This is a genomic window from Streptococcus sp. 79 (assembly GCF_013277425.1).
Lineage (GTDB): Bacteria > Bacillota > Bacilli > Lactobacillales > Streptococcaceae > Streptococcus > Streptococcus pseudopneumoniae.
On record NZ_VMMW01000014.1, the window covers coordinates 27466 to 44275 of the forward strand.

Annotated in this window: 14 protein-coding genes; 12 read left to right on the plus strand and 2 right to left on the minus strand. The window is 36.3% G+C overall.

Features of this window, described 5'->3' with window-relative positions; all coding sequences use genetic code 11:
* Positions 1-15: 15 nt before the first annotated feature.
* Positions 16-162, minus strand: a complete 147-nt coding sequence (locus HT729_RS11915; protein ID WP_050241735.1) for a hypothetical protein — start codon at positions 160-162, stop codon at positions 16-18.
* A 13-nt stretch (positions 163-175) separates the two neighbouring features.
* On the opposite strand from HT729_RS11915, the gene HT729_RS03230 reads away from it, so the two are divergent.
* The 8 genes from HT729_RS03230 (at position 176) to HT729_RS03260 (ending at position 13833) form a co-directional block, all read left to right on the plus strand.
* A complete protein-coding gene (locus HT729_RS03230) occupies positions 176-538 on the plus strand; it encodes a protein-export chaperone SecB (RefSeq protein ID WP_000895069.1) in 363 nt (120 codons plus the stop codon).
* A gap of 398 nt (positions 539-936) precedes the next feature.
* The gene (locus HT729_RS12555; RefSeq protein WP_000643408.1) at positions 937-1182 is read left to right on the plus strand and encodes a hypothetical protein; all 246 of its coding nucleotides are present in this window, start codon (positions 937-939) and stop codon (positions 1180-1182) included.
* A gap of 400 nt (positions 1183-1582) precedes the next feature.
* Positions 1583-2575, plus strand: a complete 993-nt coding sequence (locus tag HT729_RS03235; RefSeq protein ID WP_172926405.1) for an ATP-binding cassette domain-containing protein — start codon at positions 1583-1585, stop codon at positions 2573-2575.
* A gap of 1 nt (position 2576) precedes the next feature.
* Complete coding sequence (locus HT729_RS03240) at positions 2577-3395, plus strand: ABC-2 family transporter protein (RefSeq protein WP_172926406.1); 819 nt, start codon at positions 2577-2579, stop codon at positions 3393-3395.
* A gap of 1 nt (position 3396) precedes the next feature.
* Entirely contained in the window at positions 3397-4182 is a 786-nt protein-coding gene (locus HT729_RS03245) for an ABC transporter permease (RefSeq protein WP_000760734.1), read from the plus strand.
* 370 nt (positions 4183-4552) lie between these two features.
* Entirely contained in the window at positions 4553-5899 is a 1347-nt protein-coding gene (locus tag HT729_RS03250) for an IS1380-like element ISSpn5 family transposase (RefSeq protein ID WP_172931654.1), read from the plus strand.
* Between the two features lie 577 nt (positions 5900-6476).
* Positions 6477-13043, plus strand: a complete 6567-nt coding sequence (locus tag HT729_RS03255) for a S8 family serine peptidase (RefSeq protein WP_172926245.1) — start codon at positions 6477-6479, stop codon at positions 13041-13043.
* 481 nt (positions 13044-13524) lie between these two features.
* Positions 13525-13833 (plus strand): hypothetical protein, encoded by a 309-nt coding sequence (locus HT729_RS03260; protein WP_100104719.1) that lies wholly within the window; start codon positions 13525-13527, stop codon positions 13831-13833.
* Here HT729_RS03260 and HT729_RS11920 read toward each other — a convergent pair.
* On the minus strand, positions 13803-13976 hold the full coding sequence (locus tag HT729_RS11920; RefSeq protein WP_007285086.1) for a hypothetical protein: 174 nt from the start codon (positions 13974-13976) through the stop codon (positions 13803-13805). The genes HT729_RS03260 and HT729_RS11920 overlap by 31 nt on opposite strands.
* A gap of 164 nt (positions 13977-14140) precedes the next feature.
* Here HT729_RS11920 and HT729_RS03270 point away from each other — a divergent pair, with 164 nt between their 5' ends.
* From HT729_RS03270 to HT729_RS11925, 4 genes are all read left to right on the plus strand, one after another.
* Positions 14141-14617, plus strand: coding sequence for a PTS sugar transporter subunit IIA (locus HT729_RS03270; protein WP_000242204.1), 477 nt, complete (start codon positions 14141-14143; stop codon positions 14615-14617).
* A gap of 37 nt (positions 14618-14654) precedes the next feature.
* Complete coding sequence (locus tag HT729_RS03275) at positions 14655-14960, plus strand: PTS sugar transporter subunit IIB (protein ID WP_000590563.1); 306 nt, start codon at positions 14655-14657, stop codon at positions 14958-14960.
* Positions 14961-15007: 47 nt separating this feature from the next.
* Positions 15008-16483 (plus strand): PTS galactitol transporter subunit IIC, encoded by a 1476-nt coding sequence (locus HT729_RS03280; protein WP_000338724.1) that lies wholly within the window; start codon positions 15008-15010, stop codon positions 16481-16483.
* A 121-nt stretch (positions 16484-16604) separates the two neighbouring features.
* Positions 16605-16751, plus strand: a complete 147-nt coding sequence (locus HT729_RS11925; RefSeq protein WP_088850388.1) for a hypothetical protein — start codon at positions 16605-16607, stop codon at positions 16749-16751.
* The last annotated feature ends 59 nt before the right edge of the window (positions 16752-16810 follow it).

Here is a 16810-nt window from a genome sequence, read left to right on the forward strand (position 1 = left end):
AGTCCATCGAGCTTTCTAATACTCTTCGAAAATCTCTTCAAACCACGTCAACGTCGCCTTGCCGTGAGTATGGTTACTGACTTCGTCAGTTCTATCCACAACCTCAAAACAGTGTTTTGAGCAACCTGCGGCTAGTTTCCTAGTTTGCTCTTTGATTTTCATTGAGTATAACACATTGTTAGAAGTTGGTTTAAATTCCCTAATCAATTTGTTCACATTTACCTTCGATATATTATATCCCATAGTTAAGGTTGGTCATACAGATGATTATAGTCATGGAGCCGTAAAACTTAGTGTTTCTTTAGTTGACAAAGATGCCATGAAAAAAATATCTGTAACTGTAATAGGATATTTTGAAATAAATATAGATGAAAATATCACCGATATTCTATACGTAAATGGTACTGCTATTCTTTATCCTTATTTACGTTCTATTGTTTCAATAGTTTCGGCAATTGATAGCAGTGAAGCAATGTTGCTACCTACCATTAATGTTTTAGAGTTACTAGATAAATCTCAACCTTTTGAAGAAGAATAATTTATTAGCTCACTAAATTGAGGGTAAGGAAAAGTAAAAGCTGTAAGAAAAATGTCTTGCATTATACAGCAACCTTTTGGGAATGAGTAGATGGATTGAATAAAATTTGATTAAGAGTGGATGATTTATCTGTAGATTATTATTGGACAGTTAGTCTTGAAGTAGTCTAAGAATTAGGTTATAATCAGTAGAAGCCTTGCTAATAATGAGGAGGTTAGTTTATGTATAGTAGACTGAATCTAAAATAGTATGAAACAATTGCTAAAACATTTATAGAAATTAATTTTACTTTTCCAATCAATTTGTTCTCATCTTATTTCAATCCGCTATATATTATGGTATCGAATCTTCATCAGAATGATAAAATTAATCAATTAATATCTGATTACAAACAGAATATGAAAGCTTTTTATATCACTATTGAAAAATTTATACGAGATGATGAAAGTCTTAAGTGTTATTTTACAAAGGTTATTTCAAGTCGTTCCAAGGTAACAAGTCTAAATCAGATTGAAGCTGATAAAACGATACAAAGAAAATATTCAAGTGAGCTAAAAAAATTTATTGGATTTTATAATGAGATTATTTGTGAGGAAAATAGTTTCCTACATGTACGAAAGAGGTGGTCGAGTTGGTTTAGGTAGTCGGTGCGTGAGTTGATAATTCTCAGGGTATGGACTTCTTTTTCATGAATGAGGTAAAAGAGCAGGTATTGTTTAGAGACAATCATTCTGAGCATATTTTCTGGATAGAGGGAGTATCCGATTTTATGATCAAAGTTAATACCGCCCTCTGGTGAGAAGATGAGTAGGTTGGTAATTTAAACTATTCAACTGAATTTTTGATTAAAAGTATTATTTTATGAGAGAAATCCTAATTTCACAATCCATAGGCAAACGCTTGCATTCTGTTTTTTATTGGACTATAATAGGTTGGTATAAAGCCTTCTGTAGTAATAAAATGTAGAAGGTGTAGAAAGTAAGGATTTAGAATATTTGTAGTTAAAAACACAATGTTGCTATTCCTTATGATAGGGAGATAGATATGGCAATGATAGAAGTGGAACATCTTCAGAAACATTTTGTGAAGATTGTTAAGGAACCGGGCTTGAAGGGGGCTTTGCGCTCCTTTATTCATCCTGAAAAGCAGACCTTTGAAGCGGTCAAGGATTTGACCTTTGAGGTTCCAAAAGGGCAGATTTTAGGATTTATCGGGGCAAATGGTGCTGGGAAGTCGACAACCATTAAAATGCTGACAGGAATTTTGAAACCAACATCTGGTTTTTGTCGGATTAACGGCAAGATTCCCCAGGACAATCGGCAAGATTATGTCAAAGATATTGGCGTAGTCTTTGGACAACGCACCCAGCTATGGTGGGATTTGGCTCTGCAAGAGACCTACACTGTCTTAAAAGAGATTTATGATGTGCCAGACTCGCTCTTTCATAAGCGTATGGACTTTTTGAATGAAGTCTTGGATTTGAAGGACTTTATCAAGGATCCCGTGCGGACTCTTTCACTGGGACAACGGATGCGGGCGGATATTGCGGCCTCCTTGCTCCACAATCCCAAGGTTCTTTTTTTAGATGAGCCGACCATTGGTTTGGACGTTTCGGTTAAGGATAATATTCGTCGGGCAATTACTCAGATCAATCAAGAGGAAGAAACTACCATTCTTTTGACCACTCACGATTTGAGTGATATTGAGCAACTTTGTGATCGGATTTTCATGATTGACAAGGGGAAAGAGATTTTTGATGGAACGGTGAGCCAACTCAAGGATACCTTTGGTAAGATGAAGACTCTCTCTTTTGAACTGCTACCAGGTCAAAGTCATCTCGTCTCTCACTATGAAGGTCTGTCTGATATGACCATTGATAGACAAGGAAACAGCCTCAACATTGAATTTGATAGTTCTCGCTACCAGTCAGCTGACATTATCAAGCAAACCCTGTCTGATTTTGAAATCCGCGATTTGAAGATGGTGGATACGGATATTGAGGATATTATCCGTCGCTTCTACCGAAAGGAGCTCTAGGATGATCAAATTGTGGAGACGTTATAAACCCTTTGTCAATGCAGGGGTTCAGGAGTTGATTACTTACCGAGTCAACTTTATTCTCTATCGGATTGGCGATGTCATGGGGGCTTTTGTGGCCTTTTATCTCTGGAAGGCTGTCTTTGATTCTTCGCAAGAGTCTTTGATTCAGGGCTTCAGTATGGCGGATATCACCCTCTACATCATCATGAGTTTTGTGACCAATCTTCTGACTAGATCCGATTCGTCCTTTATGATTGGGGAGGAGGTCAAGGATGGCTCCATTATCATGCGTTTGTTGCGACCAGTGCATTTTGCGGCCTCCTATCTTTTCACCGAGCTTGGTTCCAAGTGGTTGATTTTTATCAGCGTTGGCCTTCCATTTTTAAGTGTCATTGTTTTGATGAAAATCTTATCTGGGCAAGGGATTGTAGAAGTGCTGGGATTAACTGTCCTTTATCTCTTTAGCCTAACTTTGGCTTATCTGATTAACTTTTTCTTTAATATTTGCTTTGGATTTTCAGCCTTTGTGTTTAAAAATCTTTGGGGTTCCAATCTACTCAAGACTTCCATAGTGGCCTTTATGTCTGGAAGTTTGATTCCCTTGGCTTTCTTTCCAAAGGTTGTTGCAGATATTCTGTCCTTCCTGCCTTTTTCATCCTTGATTTATACCCCAGTCATGATTATTGTTGGGAAATACGATGCTAATCAGATGCTTCAGGCACTCGCTTTGCAGTTTTTCTGGCTCTTAGTGATGGTGGGCTTGTCTCAGTTGATTTGGAAACGAGTCCAGTCCTTTATCACCATTCAAGGAGGTTAGTATGAAAAAATATCAACGCATGCATCTGATTTTTATCAGACAATACATCAAGCAAATCATGGAATACAAGGTGGATTTTGTGGTTGGTGTCTTGGGAGTCTTTCTGACTCAAGGCCTGAATCTCTTATTTCTCAATGTCATCTTTCAACACATCCCATCCCTAGAAGGTTGGACTTTTCAAGAAATTGCCTTTATCTATGGTTTTTCCTTGATTCCTAAGGGCTTGGACCATCTCTTTTTTGACAATCTCTGGGCACTGGGGCAACGCTTGGTGCGAAAAGGAGAATTTGATAAGTATCTGACTCGTCCTATCAATCCTCTCTTTCACATCTTGGTTGAGACCTTTCAGATTGATGCCTTAGGCGAACTCTTGGTCGGTGGTATTTTATTGGGAACAACCATGACCAGCATTGCTTGGACTCTTCCAAAATTCCTGCTTTTCCTAGTCTGTATTCCTTTTGCGACCTTGATTTATACTTCTCTTAAAATCGCGACAGCCAGCATCGCTTTTTGGACCAAGCAGTCAGGGGCTATGATTTACATTTTCTATATGTTTAATGATTTTGCAAAGTATCCGATTTCGATTTACAATTCTCTTCTTCGTTGGTTGATTAGCTTTATCGTGCCTTTTGCCTTTACGGCCTACTATCCTGCTAGCTATTTTTTGCAGGACAAGGATGTACTCTTTAACATTGGAGGTTTGATTTTGATTTCCCTTGTCTTTTTTGGTATTTCCTTGAAACTATGGGACAGGGGCTTGGATTCTTATGAAAGTGCTGGATCCTAAGATGAAGAAACTCAAAGCCTTGTCTTAGGACAGGCTTTTTCTAATAGAGATGAAAATTCCTTGACATCTATTCTCAGAGTGCTATACTGTAAGTGTAATCGCCGATTTATCTCAGTTGGTAGAGCAAGGCACTCGTAAAGCCTAGGTCACAGGTGAACATATGACTGAAGATTTGAAAAAATAGATATGTATAAATAACCGTTAACCCCAATTATTCACCCCTAATCTAAAAACCCTCCAGAATCCTTGCCTTAGCTTAGATCCTGGATGGTTTCTTTTTTCACCCAATGGGTGTTTTTTACTAGACAAAAAAGAGTTTCCCCTTTATGGTATAAGTGTAGAAAAAAACACAAAAAGAAAGGAAACTCACATGAACAGTTTACCAAATCATCACTTCCAAAACAAGTCTTTTTACCAACTATCTTTCGATGGAGGTCATTTAACCCAGTATGGTGGTCTTATCTTTTTTCAGGAACTTTTTTCCCAGTTGAAACTAAAAGAGCGGATTTCTAAGTATTTAGTAACGAATGACCAACGCCGCTACTGTCGTTATTCGGATTCAGATATCCTTGTCCAGTTCCTCTTTCAACTGTTAACAGGCTATGGAACGGACTATGCTTGTAAAGAATTGTCAGCTGATGCCTACTTTCCAAAATTGTTGGAAGGAGGGCAGCTTGCTTCACAGCCAACCTTATCCCGTTTTCTTTCCAGAACTGACGAGGAAACAGTCCATAGTTTGCGATGCCTCAACCTTGAATTGGTCGAATTCTTTTTACAGTTTCACCAGCTAAACCAACTCATTGTAGATATCGATTCTACCCATTTCACAACTTATGGCAAGCAAGAAGGTGTTGCTTATAACGCCCACTATTGTGCTCATGGCTATCATCCTCTTTATGCTTTCGAGGGGAAGACAGGTTATTGTTTCAATGCCCAGCTTCGTCCTGGTAATCGTTATTGTTCTGAAGAGGCAGACAGCTTTATCACACCTGTTTTAGAACGGTTTAATCAACTTCTCTTTCGAATGGATAGTGGCTTTGCGACCCCAAAATTATACGATTTAATTGAAAAAACAGGGCAATACTACCTCATAAAACTCAAGAAAAATACTGTTCTGAACCGTCTTGGAGACCTTTCCCTCCCTTGCCCACAGGATGAGGACTTAACCATCTTGCCCCACTCCGCCTACTCAGAAACTCTCTATCAAGCAGGATCTTGGTCGCACAAGCGTCGTGTCTGCCAGTTCTCTGAACGAAAAGAAGGAAACTTGTTCTACGATGTTATTTCTCTCGTTACAAATATGACGAGTGGAACAAGCCAAGACCAGTTTCAGCTTTATCGTGGACGTGGTCAAGCCGAGAATTTCATCAAGGAGATGAAGGAGGGATTTTTTGGCGATAAAACGGATAGTTCAACCTTAATCAAAAACGAAGTTCGTATGATGATGAGCTGTATCGCCTACAATCTCTATCTTTTTCTCAAACATCTAGCTGGAGGTGACTTCCAAACTTTAACAATCAAACGCTTCCGCCATCTTTTTCTTCACGTGGTAGGAAAATGTGTTCGAACAGGACGCAAGCAGCTCCTCAAATTGTCTAGTCTCTATGCCTATTCCGAATTGTTTTCAGCACTTTATTCTAGGATTAGAAAAGTCAACCTGAATCTTCCTGTTCCTTATGAACCACCTAGAAGAAAAGCGTCGTTAATGATGCATTAAAGAACAGTCGAGATGAAAAAATCGTGTGACGCACCAAGGGAGGAGTCTGTCCTTTTGAGGAAATCTAGCGAGGAAAAACGATACTGGAACAGCAGAAAGTAAAACTGGCCTCATGAGGAGGAAGAAAGTGGCTCATGAGGTCAGGGGTTTTGTAAGTTACATCTAGTTGAGAGAGGTATGAATGATTTGGGGTTAAGTCTTATTCTTAGCGGTTATTTATATTGTTTAATAGCGCTGATATTTCATCAATGATGTTTGACTTTGTGATTTTGGTAGTGGTTCAATTTGATTGCTACTATTTTTGATGGTGTGAATGTTCTGACAATGTACCCCAGCTAACTACGAAAGTTTTTGACTCTATATTTTTAATGTGTATTAAAAAATAAATTAACACATATTAATTTTTCTTGACTTAAATTTAAAAAATGATATACTATTTTTATGGAGAGCTAACAATTATATATAAATGTACTACTCTATTTCCTAGATAATACTTAGTAAAACTTTTTATAACAAAGGCTAGCAAAGTTAAAGTTTTCTATCTATTGGAAGTTAAATAAATATGTAAGGAATTAAAATGAAAAAAAGTACAGTATTGTCATTAACCACAGCTGCAGTTATTTTAGCAGCCTATGCCCCTAATAAGGTAGTCTTAGCAGATATATCTAGCTCTGAAGATGCTTTAAATATCTCTGATAAAGAAAAAGTAGTAGTAGATAAGGAAACAGAAAATAAAGAGAAACATGAAGAGATTCATCATGCTATAGAAGCTTCAAAGGATACTGAAGAAAAGAAAACAACAATTATTGAGGAAAAAGAAGTTGTTAGTAAAAATCCTGTGATAGACAATAGCACTAGCAATGAAGAAGCAACAAGCAAAGAAGAAAATTCCAATCAATCCCAAGGAGATAAAGCGGACTCGTCTGCAAGTAAAGACTCAGAAAGTCCCAAAAAAGAGGATAGACTTGTCTATATTGCTGAATTTAAAGATGAAGAGTCTAGAGAAAAAGCAATCAAGGGACTATCCAGTCTTAAGAATACAAAAGTTTTATATACTTATGATAGAATTTTTAACGGTAGTGCCATAGAAACAACTCCAGATAACTTGGACAAAATTAAACACATAGAAGGTATCTCATCGGTTGAAAGGGCACAAAAAGTCCAACCCATGATGAATCATGCCAGAAAGGAAATTGGAGTTGAGGAGGCTATCGATTACCTAAAGGCCATTAATGCTCAATTTGGGAAAAACTTTGATGGTAGAGGTATGGTCATTTCAAATATCGATACCGGGACAGATTATAGGCATAAGGCCATGAGGATTGATGATGATGCCAAAGCCTCAATGAGATTTAAAAAAGAAGACTTAAAAGGCACTGATAAAAATTATTGGTTGAGTGATAAAATTCCTCATGCTTTTAATTATTATAATGGTGGTAAAATTACCGTAGAAAGAGCTGATGATGGAAGTGATTATTTTGATCCCCATGGGATGCATATTGCAGGGATTCTTGCTGGAAATGATACTGAAAAAGACATCAAGAACTTTAATGGCATAGATGGAATTGCACCTAATGCACAGATCTTCTCTTATAAAATGTACTCTGACGCAGGATCTGGGTTCGCAGGGGATGAAACAATGTTTCATGCTATTGAAGATTCTATCAAACACAACGTTGATGTTGTTTCGGTATCATCTGGTTTTACAGGAACAGGTCTTGTAGGTGAGAAATATTGGCAAGCTATTAGAGCATTAAGAAAAGCAGGCATTCCAATGGTTGTCGCTACGGGTAACTATGCGACTTCTGCTTCAAGTTCTTCTTGGGATTTAGTGGCAAATAATCATCTGAAAATGACCGACACTGGAAATGTAACGCGAACAGCAGCACATGAAGATGCGATAGCGGTTGCATCTGCTAAAAATCAAACAGTTGAGTTTGATAAAGTTAACATAGGTGGAGAAAGTTTTAAATACAGAAATATAGGGGCCTTTTTCGATAAGAATAAAATCACAACAAATGAAGATGGTTCAAAAGCTCCTAGTAAATTGAAATTTGTATATATAGGCAAGGGCCAAGACCAAGATTTGATAGGTTTGGATCTTAAGGGCAAAATTGCAGTAATGGATAGAATTTATACAAAGGATTTAAAAAATGCTTTTAAAAAAGCTACGGATAAGGGCGCACGCGCCATTATGGTTGTAAATACTGTCAATTACTACAATAGAGATAATTGGACAGAGCTTCCAGCTATGGGATATGAAGCGGATGAAGGTACTAAAAGTCAAGTGTTTTCAATTTCAGGAGATGATGGTGTAAAGCTATGGAACATGATTAATCCTGATAAAAAAACTGAAGTCAAAAGAAATAATAAAGAAGATTTTAAAGATAAATTGGAGCAATACTATCCAATTGATATGGAAAGTTTTAATTCCAACAAACCGAATGTAGGTGACGAAAAAGAGATTGACTTTAAGTTTGCACCTGACACAGACAAAGAACTCTATAAAGAAGATATCATCGTTCCAGCAGGATCCACATCTTGGGGGCCAAGAGTAGATTTACTTTTAAAACCCGATGTTTCAGCACCTGGTAAAAACATTAAATCTACTCTCAATGTCATTAATGGGAAATCAACTTATGGCTATATGTCAGGAACTAGTATGGCAACTCCAATCGTAGCAGCTTCTACTGTTTTGATTAGACCGAAGTTAAAGGAAATGCTTGAAAGACCTGTATTGAAAAATCTTGAGGGAGATGACAAAATAGACCTTACAAGTCTTACAAAAATTGCTTTACAAAATACTGCGCGACCTATGATGGACGCAACGTCTTGGAAAGAAAAAAGCCAATACTTTGCATCACCTAGACAACAGGGAGCAGGGCTAATTAATGTTGCCAATGCTTTGAGAAATGAAGTTGTAGCGACTTTCAAAAACAAGGATTCTAAAGGTTTGGTAAACTCTTATGGTTCTATTTCTCTTAAAGAAATAAAAGGAGAAGAAAAATATTTTACAGTTAAGCTTCACAATACATCAGACAGACCTTTAACCTTTAAAGTTTCAGCATCAGCGATAACTACAGATTCTCTAACTGACAGATTAAAACTGGATGAAACATATAAAGATGAAAAATCTCCAGATGGGAAGCAAATTGTTCCAGAAATCCATCCAGAAAAAATCAAAGGAGCAAATATCACATTTGAGCATGATACTTTCACTATAGGCGCAAATTCTAGCTTTGATTTGAATGCGGTTATAAATGTTGGAGAGGCTAAAGACAAAAATAAATTTGTAGAATCATTTATTCATTTTGAGTCAGTGGAAGAAATGGAAGCTCTAAACTCTAACGGGAAGAAAATAAACTTCCAACCTTCTTTGTCGATGCCTCTAATGGGATTTGCTGGGAATTGGAACCACGAACCAATCCTTGATAAATGGGCCTGGGAAGAGGGTTCAAAATCAAAAACAATGGAAGGTTATGATGATGATGGTAAACCGAAAATTCCTGGAACCTTGAACAAGGGTATTGGTGGAGAACATGGTATAGATAAATTTAATCCAGCAGCTATTATTCAAAACAGAAAAGATAAAAATATTACATCACTAGACCAAGACCCAGACTTATTTGCCTTTAACAACCAAGGTATTCATGCAGAATCCACTAGTGGATCTAATGTTGCTAGGGTATATCCACTTGACTCAAAGGGAGAACCACAAAGTGTTTCACTAGAAAGAGGATTAACCCCTTCTCCACTTGTATTAAGAAGTGCAGAAGAAGGATTGATTTCAATAGTAAATACAAATAAAGAGGGAGAAAATCAAAGAGACTTAAAAGTCATTTCGAGAGAACACTTTATTAGAGGAATTTTAAATTCTAAAAGCAATGATGCAAAGGGAATCAAATCATCTAAACTAAAAGTTTGGGGTGATTTGAAGTGGGATGGACTCATCTATAACCCTAGAGGTAGAGAAGAAAATGAACCAGAAAGTAAGGATAACCAAGATCCAGCTACTAGGATAAGAGGACAATTTGAATCAATAGCTGAGGGTCAATACTTCTACAAATTCAAATATAGATTAACCAAGGATTATCCATGGCAAGTTTCTTATATACCAGTAAAAATTGATAATACAGCTCCAAAAATTATTTCAATTGATTTTTCTAATCCAGATAAAATTAAATTGATCGCAAAAGATACCTACCACAAGGTAAAGGATGAGTACAAACACGAAACCTTGTTTGCTAGAGACCAAAAAGAACATCCTGAGAAATTTGAAGAAGTAGCCAACGAAGTATGGTACGCAGGTGCAGCTCTTGTCGATAAGTATGGAGATGTTGAGAAAAGTCTTGATGTAACTTACGCCGGAGAGGGTGAGGGAAGAAATAGGAAGCTTGATAAAGATGGAAATACTATCTACGAAATTAGCGGAGCAGGAGATTTAAGAGGAAAAATCATCGAAGTAATCGCCCTAGATGGTGCAAGCAACTTCACCAAAATCCATAGAATTAAATTTGATGACCAAGCTGATGAAAAAGGAATGATTTCTTATTACCTAGTAGATCCTGACAAAGATGCTTCTAAATATGAAAAACTAGGTGAAATTTCTGAAGAAAAACTCAAAAATGCAAAGAGCCCAGAGGAAAATACCAATAATAATCAAGCTAAGGATGAAGATTCAAAACCAGCTGAAGAAAGTTCAGTTGAGGGAGAAGCTAGCCTTGAAATAAATAAAACTATTTCAACAATTAGAGACTTTGAAAATAAAGACCTAAAGAAACTCATTAAAAAGAAATATAGGGAAGAATATGACTTTGTAACTGGTGGAAAAAGAACAGTAGAGCTTGATTATCAATATGACGATGAAGGAAATATAACTGCCTATGAAGATAAGAGTGCTCTAGAATATGAAACTGAGAAACTTGATGATGTTAAATCAAAACTTGGTGGAGTATTAAGCCCATCAAAGGATGGACATTTTGAAATTCTTGGAAAAGTAAGTAATGTATCCAAAAATGCTAAGGCTTACTATGGCAATGGCTTCAAATTAATAGAAATTAAGGCAAGTAAATACGACCCACAAACTAAAACTCTAACCTTTGACTTATTTGCAAATACAAATGATGTAGTCGATGGTCTATCCTTTACGGGTGATATGAATATCCTTGTAAAAGATAAGGGTAAAACAAAAGCTAAAACTAAAATTAGAATGCCTGAAAAAAATAGGGAAACTAAAACAGAATATCCCTATGCATCAAGTTATGGGAATGTAATAGAATTAGGAGAAGGTGATCTTTCAAAAAACAAACCAAACAATTTAACTGAAATGGAATCTGGTAAAATCTATTCTGATTCAGAAAAACAACAATATCTATTAAAGGATAATATCATTCTGAGAAAAGGCTATGCACTAAAAGTGACTACCTATAATCCTGGAAAAACGGATATGTTAGAAGGAAATGGAGTCTATAGCAATGAAGATATAGCAAAAATACAAAAGGCCAATCCTAATCTAAGAGTCCTTTCAGAAACAACAATTTATGCTGATAGTAGAAATGTTAAAGATGGAAGAAGCACTCAATCAGTATTAATGTCGGCTTTGGACGGCTTTAACATTGTAAGATATCAAGTGTTTACCTTTAACATGAATGATAAAGGGGAAGCAATCGATAAAGATGGAAATCTTGTGACAGATTCCTCTAAACTTGTATTATTTGGTAAAGATAATAAAGAGTATCATGGGGAGGAATATTCTAATGTAGAAGCTATAAAAGAAGATGGCTCCATGTTATTTATTGATACCAAACCAGTAAACCTTTCAATGGATAAGAACTACTTTAATCCATCTAAATCTAATAAAATTTATGTACGAAATCCAGAATTTTATTTAAGAGGTAAGATTTCTGATAAGGGTGGTTTTAACTGGGAATTGAGAGTTAATGAATCGGTTGTAGATAATTATTTAATCTACGGAGATTTACACATTGATAACACTAGAGATTTTAACGTTAAGCTTAATGTTAAAGACGGTGACATCATGGACTGGGGGATGAAAGATTATAAAGCAAACGGATTTCCAGATAAGGTAACAGATATGGATGGAAATGTTTATCTGCAAACTGGCTATAGCAATTTGAATGCGAAAGCGGTTGGAGTACACTATCAATTTTTATATGATAATGTTAAACCAGAAGTAAACATTGATCCCAAGGGAAATACTAGTATCGAATATGCTGATGGAAAATCTGTAGTCTTTAACATCAATGATAAAAGAAATAATGGATTCGATGGTGAGATTCAAGAACAACATATTTATGTAAATGGAAAAGAATATACATCATTTGATGATATTAAACAACTAACAGATAAGACACTAAATATTAAGATTCTTGTAAAAGATTTCGCAAGAAATACAACCGTAAAAGAATTTATTTTAAATAAAGATACGGGAGAGGTGAGCGAACTAAAACCTCATAGGGTGACTGTGACCATTCAAAATGGAAAAGAAATGAGTTCAACGATAGTGTCGGAAGAAGATTTCATTTTACCTGTTTATAAGGGTGAATTAGAAAAAGGATATCAATTTGATGGCTGGGAAATTTCTGGTGTCGAAGGCAAAAAAGATGCTGGTTATGTTATTAATCTATCAAAAGATACCCTTATAAAACCTGTATTCAAGAAAATAGAGGAGAAAAAGGAAGAGGAAAATAAACCTACTTTTGATGTATCCAAAAAGAAAGATAAGGTGCAAGCAAATCATAATCAATTAGATGAAAGTCACAGAAAAGAGGATTTACAAAGAGAAGATCATTCACACAAATTTGATTCAACTAAAGATGTCAAAACTACAGTTCCTGTACAAGTAAATTATAGTCAATTAGATGAAAGTCAAAGATCTGATTCAACTAAGGATGTTACAGCTCCAGTTCCTGATAAAAATGATAAAAACTTTGAAAATGAGAAGGAAGTTTATCTTAATGAACCAGAGAACATAGCTAATAAAGATACCAATATTGATAGTAAATCAACTACTAACAATGATAGGTTACCAAAAACCGGAACAGTTAGCGAAGTCTTCACGTCATTGGTTGCCGGAATAATGTTTACCTTAGGTGCATTTCTTGGATTAAAGAAAAAAGATTAAGATTAAGACAAAAGCTATAGATGAAAAAATGGTTTATGTACTGAGATGGTGTGATGATGAAACAGTTTTGTGAAAATAGCTATTTATAACTCAATTATTTAGTTTACTTTACTATTGATACTCTTTTTGGATTTATTAATAGACTTAGTTTAGAAAACTAATGAATTGATTGAAAGGGTTAGTATTGACAAATATTGATTAGCAAATAGAGTCTTTCAAAATTTAAAGGCTAATAGAGGTGATGAGACAATTTCAAGGAATTAAGTAGCGTTTGGTTGCTTAATTCCTTTTCATTTGGGAGGTAGTTTTTCACCTGCTTCCTTATTTTATCGCCATTATTTAACCACTTAGACTGATATAGAGACCAGATAGGCAAAAGAACTTGTTCTTGAAACTGACCTCTACTATAATGATTTTTGTAAGGGACGTGAGGCTTCACTATCAGAGAACTCAAGTTCATAAAAAAATTGGAGATAAACAAATGAAAAAATTATTGGGAATTGTCTTTTTATTAGCAGCAGTGACAGTATTGTATTTTGGTTCTGTTGGCTGGCCAAGTTTGAATGTCAGCCTATGGTCTTTGATTCCGGTGGGTCTGTTCCTCTTTTTCACTCTAGAGAATCTTTTGAAAAAAGACTACAAGGCTAGTCTGATGTGTTTGATTATTGCCTTTATCATCGCAAATGCAATTTTGGATCTGTTGCCAATTTCAAGTGGCTTGGTGATTGGAGCAGGCGTCCTAGCTTGTGTAGGGATTGGCTATCTATTTCCTGATAAAGAAGGAAAATAATACTCTTCGAAAATCTCTTCAAACCACGTCAACGTCGGCTTGTCGTAGATATGGTTACTGACTTGGTCAGTTCTATCCACAACCTCAAAACGGTGTTTTGAGCAGTCTGTGCCTAGCTTTCTAGTTTGCTCTTTGATTTTCATTGAGTATTAGAACAGAAAAATACTTGGAATATTTGTTTGTTTATTTTTATATAACAAACTATAAACAAAACAAAAATATAAAAAAAGAACAGAAAGTAATTGACAACGGTTTCATATAGTGTTATACTTATGGCATAAAGTTAATGGAAAGAAGGGAAAAACTTATGGTATTAGATTATTTCTTTGACAAAAACCTTGTGTTTTGCTTAGAAGCGGATAATCAAGAACAACTCTTTGATCAGGTTGCAACTTTATTGGAAGAACGAGAAATTGTCACTCCAACTTATCGTGAAGCTTTGATCACGCGTGAAAAGTCATTTCCAACTGGTTTAGATATGGAATTTCTAGGAAAGGACTTGCCAAATGTAGCGATTCCTCATACAGATATTGTTCATAATCTAGCTGAGAAAGTGGTGGTTGTTCGATTAGAAAAACCAGTAACTTTTCACAATATGATAGCTCCTGATAAGGAAGTAGAAGTATCCTTGCTCTTCTTTATCATCAATAACTCAAGTTCAAGTCAAACAAATATTCTGGCTCAGTTGATGGACTTTTTCACAGGAAATGGACATCTTGAAGACCTATCAAAAATTTCCGAACCAGAAAAACTTTATGCTTACATTGCTGAAGCAACCGCTTAATCTTGTCTATTAAAAAATAAAATCGGAGGAAATCTAAATGATTAAAATTCTTGCTGCCTGCGGTGCAGGTGTTAACTCAAGTCACCAAATTAAAAGTGCTCTAGAAGAAGAACTTTCAAACCGTGGTTATGATGTTCACTGTGATGCAGTCATGGTGAAAGATGTAAACGAAGACCTTATGAAAGGTTACGATATCTTTACACCAATCGCTGCAACAGACCTTGGTTTTGAACCAGGTATCCCAGTTATCGAAGCTGGACCAATCTTATTCCGTATCCCAGCAATGAGCGCTCCAGTATTTGACAATATTGAAGCAGCTATTAAAGAACACGGATTAAGCTAATTCTAATTTGTTAACATTCATATAACATAAAAAAGGGAGGAACTGTTATGGATGCAATCTTTGACCTAATCGGAAAGGTTTTCAATCCCATCTTAGAAATGGGTGGACCTGTCATCATGTTAATCATTTTGACAGTATTGGCTTTACTTTTTGGAGTGAAATTCTCCAAAGCGCTTGAAGGTGGTATCAAACTTGCCATCGCTCTTACAGGTATCGGTGCTATCATCGGTATGCTAAATGGTGCTTTCTCAGCATCACTAGCAAAATTCGTTGAAAACACTGGTATCCAATTGAGTATTACCGACGTTGGTTGGGCACCACTTGCTACAATCACTTGGGGTTCTGCTTGGACACTATACTTCTTGCTCATCATGTTGATTGTCAACGTAGTGATGCTTGCTATGAAGAAAACCGATACACTTGATGTCGATATCTTTGATATCTGGCACTTGTCTATCACAGGTCTCTTGATTAAATGGTATGCTGATAACAATGGTGTGAGTCAAGGGGTTTCACTCTTGATTGCTACAGCAGCTATCGTTCTTGTCGGTGTGTTGAAAATTATCAACTCTGACTTGATGAAACCTACATTTGATGACCTTCTTAACGCCCCAAGTTCATCACCAATGACATCAACTCACATGAACTACATGATGAACCCAGTTATCATGGTTTTGGATAAGATTTTTGAAAAATTCTTCCCAGGCCTTGATAAATATGACTTTGATGCTGCTAAATTGAACAAGAAAATCGGTTTCTGGGGATCTAAATTCTTCATCGGTTTCATCCTTGGTATCGTTATCGGTATTATGGGAACTCCACATCCAATTGCAGGTGTTGCAGATGCAGATAAATGGCGTCTTGTTATCAAAGGATGGTTGTCTCTTGGTTTGACTGCCGGTGTATCTTTGGAACTCTTCTCACTTATCGGTTCATGGTTCATCGCAGCCGTAGAACCACTATCACAAGGTATTACAAACGTTGCTACTAAACGTCTTCAAGGACGTAAATTCAATATCGGTCTTGACTGGCCATTCATCGCTGGTCGTGCTGAAATCTGGGCTTGTGCCAACGTACTTGCACCAATCATGTTGATTGAAGCAGTGCTTCTTTCAAAAGTTGGAAATGGTATCTTGCCACTTGCAGGTATCATCGCTATGGGTGTTACTCCAGCTCTCTTGGTTGTAACGCGTGGTAAATTGCTCCGTATGATTATCTTCGGAACACTCTTGTTGCCACTCTTCCTTCTTTCAGGTACACTTATTGCGCCATTTGCAACAGAACTTGCTAAAGGTGTAGGTGCCTTCCCAGAAGGTGTGAGCCAAACTCAATTGATTACTCACTCTACTCTTGAAGGACCAATCGAAAAACTTCTTGGTTGGACAATTGGTAACACTACAACTGGTGATATCAAAGCAATTCTTGGTGCAGTAGTCTTCCTTGTATTCTATATCGGTATCTTTGCTTGGTACAGAAAACAAATGATTAAACGTAACGAAGAGTACGCAGCAAAAGCAAAATAATGCGCTCCTATAAAATGTAAATTGTTGAAACTAGGTTGTCATACTGTTTAGGAGTGACAGCCTAGGTTTTTTATAAACTATCAAGAAATCGGAGAAAATAATGGTAATTGAATTATACTCAATGAAAATCAAAGAGCAAACTAGGAAGCTAGCCGCAGGTTGCTCAAAACACAGTTTTGAGGTTGTAGATGAAACTGACGAAGTCAGTAATCATACATACGGCAAGGCGACGCTGACGAAGTTTGAATTGGATTTTCACAGAGTGTAAATTGTTGAAACTAGGTTGTCATACAATGTATACCACTTGGGCTTTGGCAGTAGCTAACT

Coding starts and splice junctions, on each gene's coding strand:
- HT729_RS11915 (WP_050241735.1), bottom strand. CDS start 162: ATGAAAATCAAAGAGCAAACTAGGAAACTAGCCGCAGGTTGCTCAAAA.
- HT729_RS12555 (WP_000643408.1), top strand. CDS start 937: ATGAAAGCTTTTTATATCACTATTGAAAAATTTATACGAGATGATGAA.
- HT729_RS03235 (WP_172926405.1), top strand. CDS start 1,583: ATGGCAATGATAGAAGTGGAACATCTTCAGAAACATTTTGTGAAGATT.
- HT729_RS03240 (WP_172926406.1), top strand. CDS start 2,577: ATGATCAAATTGTGGAGACGTTATAAACCCTTTGTCAATGCAGGGGTT.
- HT729_RS03245 (WP_000760734.1), top strand. CDS start 3,397: ATGAAAAAATATCAACGCATGCATCTGATTTTTATCAGACAATACATC.
- HT729_RS03250 (WP_172931654.1), top strand. CDS start 4,553: ATGAACAGTTTACCAAATCATCACTTCCAAAACAAGTCTTTTTACCAA.
- HT729_RS03255 (WP_172926245.1), top strand. CDS start 6,477: ATGAAAAAAAGTACAGTATTGTCATTAACCACAGCTGCAGTTATTTTA.
- HT729_RS03260 (WP_100104719.1), top strand. CDS start 13,525: ATGAAAAAATTATTGGGAATTGTCTTTTTATTAGCAGCAGTGACAGTA.
- HT729_RS11920 (WP_007285086.1), bottom strand. CDS start 13,976: ATGAAAATCAAAGAGCAAACTAGAAAGCTAGGCACAGACTGCTCAAAA.
- HT729_RS03270 (WP_000242204.1), top strand. CDS start 14,141: ATGGTATTAGATTATTTCTTTGACAAAAACCTTGTGTTTTGCTTAGAA.
- HT729_RS03275 (WP_000590563.1), top strand. CDS start 14,655: ATGATTAAAATTCTTGCTGCCTGCGGTGCAGGTGTTAACTCAAGTCAC.
- HT729_RS03280 (WP_000338724.1), top strand. CDS start 15,008: ATGGATGCAATCTTTGACCTAATCGGAAAGGTTTTCAATCCCATCTTA.
- HT729_RS11925 (WP_088850388.1), top strand. CDS start 16,605: ATGAAAATCAAAGAGCAAACTAGGAAGCTAGCCGCAGGTTGCTCAAAA.